The organism is Tistrella mobilis, from assembly GCF_039634785.1.
Taxonomy (GTDB): Bacteria; Pseudomonadota; Alphaproteobacteria; order Tistrellales; family Tistrellaceae; genus Tistrella; species Tistrella mobilis.
On the sequence record NZ_JBBIAB010000050.1, the window covers coordinates 1 to 2,500 of the forward strand.

Genomic DNA, 2,500 nt, shown 5'->3' on the forward strand with positions numbered 1-2,500 from the left:
TGTCCGTCCATGCGGTTGCAAGACCTGGCAGCGACCTACTCTCCCGCGTCTTAAGACGAAGTACCATTGGCGCAGGACGGTTTCACGGCCGAGTTCGGGATGGGATCGGGTGGTTCACGTCCGCCATAGCCACCAGGTCATGAAACCGCACGGAGGGACAATCCGGAAGCGGTGCTTCCGGAAGCTCTGAGCGCGAGATCGTCTGATTTTGTGATGTGTGTGCAAGCTTCGTGGGCCGCGGGCCCGGTTCTGGGCGCGGCGGGGATCTTTCGAGCCGATCGAGCGATTAGTACCGGTCAGCTCAGCGCATTGCTGCGCTTACACACCCGGCCTATCGACGTGGTGGTCTTCCACGGCTCTCAAGGGAGACCTGGTTTTGAGGGAGGTTTCCCGCTTAGATGCTTTCAGCGGTTATCCCTTCCGGACATAGCTACCCAGCGATGCGGCTGGCGCCACAACTGGTGCACCAGAGGTCCGTCCATCCCGGTCCTCTCGTACTGAGGACAGATCCTCTCAAGTCTCCTACACCCACGGCAGATAGGGACCGAACTGTCTCACGACGTTCTAAACCCAGCTCACGTACCACTTTAATCGGCGAACAGCCGAACCCTTGGGACCTGCTCCAGCCCCAGGATGTGATGAGCCGACATCGAGGTGCCAAACAACCCCGTCGATATGGACTCTTGGGGGTTATCAGCCTGTTATCCCCGGCGTACCTTTTATCCGTTGAGCGATGGCCCTTCCACTCGGGACCACCGGATCACTATGGCCGACTTTCGTCTCTGCTCGACTTGTCAGTCTCGCAGTCAGGCGGGCTTATGCCATTGCACTCGACAGCCGATTTCCGACCGGCCTGAGCCCACCATCGCGCGCCTCCGTTACTCTTTGGGAGGCGACCGCCCCAGTCAAACTACCCGCCATGCAGGGTCCCGGCTCCGGATCACGGAGCGCGGTTAGACACCAAGAACCAAAAGGGTGGTATTTCAAGGTTGCCTCCACCTCGGCTGGCGCCGTGGCTTCATAGGCTCCCACCTATCCTACACATTCAGTCCCTAGTGCCACTGCAAAGCTGTAGTAAAGGTGCACGGGGTCTTTCCGTCTGACCGCGGGAACTCCGCATCTTCACGGAGAATTCAATTTCGCTGAGTCGATACTGGAGACAGTGGGGAAGTCGTTACGCCATTCGTGCGGGTCGGAACTTACCCGACAAGGAATTTCGCTACCTTAGGACCGTTATAGTTACGGCCGCCGTTTACCGGGGCTTCGATTCAGAGCGTGAACCCCTCCTCTTAACCTTCCGGCACCGGGCAGGCGTCAGACCCTATACGTCGCCTTGCGGCTTCGCAGAGCCCTGTGTTTTTAGTAAACAGTCGCCACCCCCTGGTCTGTGCCCCCCGCCCCTGGTTGCCCAGGAACGGGGCCCCCTTCTCCCGAAGTTACGGGGGTAATTTGCCGAGTTCCTTCAGTATCGTTCTCTCAAGCGCCTTGGTATACTCTACCAGCCCACCTGTGTCGGTTTCGGGTACGGTCTGTACGTGGGAGTTATTTCCTGGAACAACTTCGCTGCCGGGAACAATCCAGTAAGCCCCGACAACTTACATCATCCGTCACTTCCCACAGGTGCAGGAATATTAACCTGCTTCCCATCGACTACGGCTTTCGCCCTCGTCTTAGGGGCCGACTCACCCTGCGCGGATTAGCCTTGCGCAGGAACCCTTGGGCTTTCGGCGACAGAGTTTCTCACTCTGTTTGTCGCTACTCATGTCAGCATTCTCACTTCCGATACCTCCAGGCGCCCTCACGGGTCACCCTTCACAGGCCTACGGAACGCTCCGCTACCACGCACCATACGGTGCATCCACAGCTTCGGTGTACGGCTTTAGCCCCGTTACATCTTCGGCGCGGGACAGCTTATCTAGACCAGTGAGCTGTTACGCTTTCTTTAAAGGATGGCTGCTTCTAAGCCAACCTCCTGGTTGTCATGGCCGTCCTACATCCTTTCCCACTTAGCCGCAACTTGGGGACCTTAGCTGGTGGTCTGGGCTGTTTCCCTCTCGACTACGGACCTTAGCACCCGCAGTCTGTCTGCCACGCTGTACTCCCTGGTATTCGGAGTTTGGTTAGGTTTGGTAAGCCGGTGAGGCCCCCTAGCCCATCCAGTGCTCTACCCCCAGGGGTAATCACGTGACGCACTACCTAAATAGTTTTCGCGGAGAACCAGCTATATCCGAGTTTGATTGGCCTTTCACCCCTAGCCACAGGTCATCCCCGTCTTTTTCAACAGACGTGGGTTCGGTCCTCCAGTGCGTGTTACCGCACCTTCAACCTGCCCATGGCTAGATCACCCGGTTTCGGGTCTACTTCATCCAACTCAGTCGCCCTGTTCAGACTCGCTTTCGCTGCGCCTACACCTATCGGCTTAAGCTTGCTGGATAAAGTAACTCGCTGACCCATTATGCAAAAGGTACGCCGTCAGGCTTGCGCCCTCCGACTGCTTGTA

Annotated in this window: 2 rRNA genes (1 of these 2 cut by a window edge); both read right to left on the bottom strand. The window is 57.6% G+C overall.

Features of this window, described 5'->3' with window-relative positions:
* Positions 1-22: 22 nt before the first annotated feature.
* Positions 23-137 (bottom strand): 5S ribosomal RNA (rrf, locus tag WI697_RS27300).
* Between the two features lie 128 nt (positions 138-265).
* Positions 266-2,500 (bottom strand): 23S ribosomal RNA (locus tag WI697_RS27305); it runs 510 nt beyond the window's last position.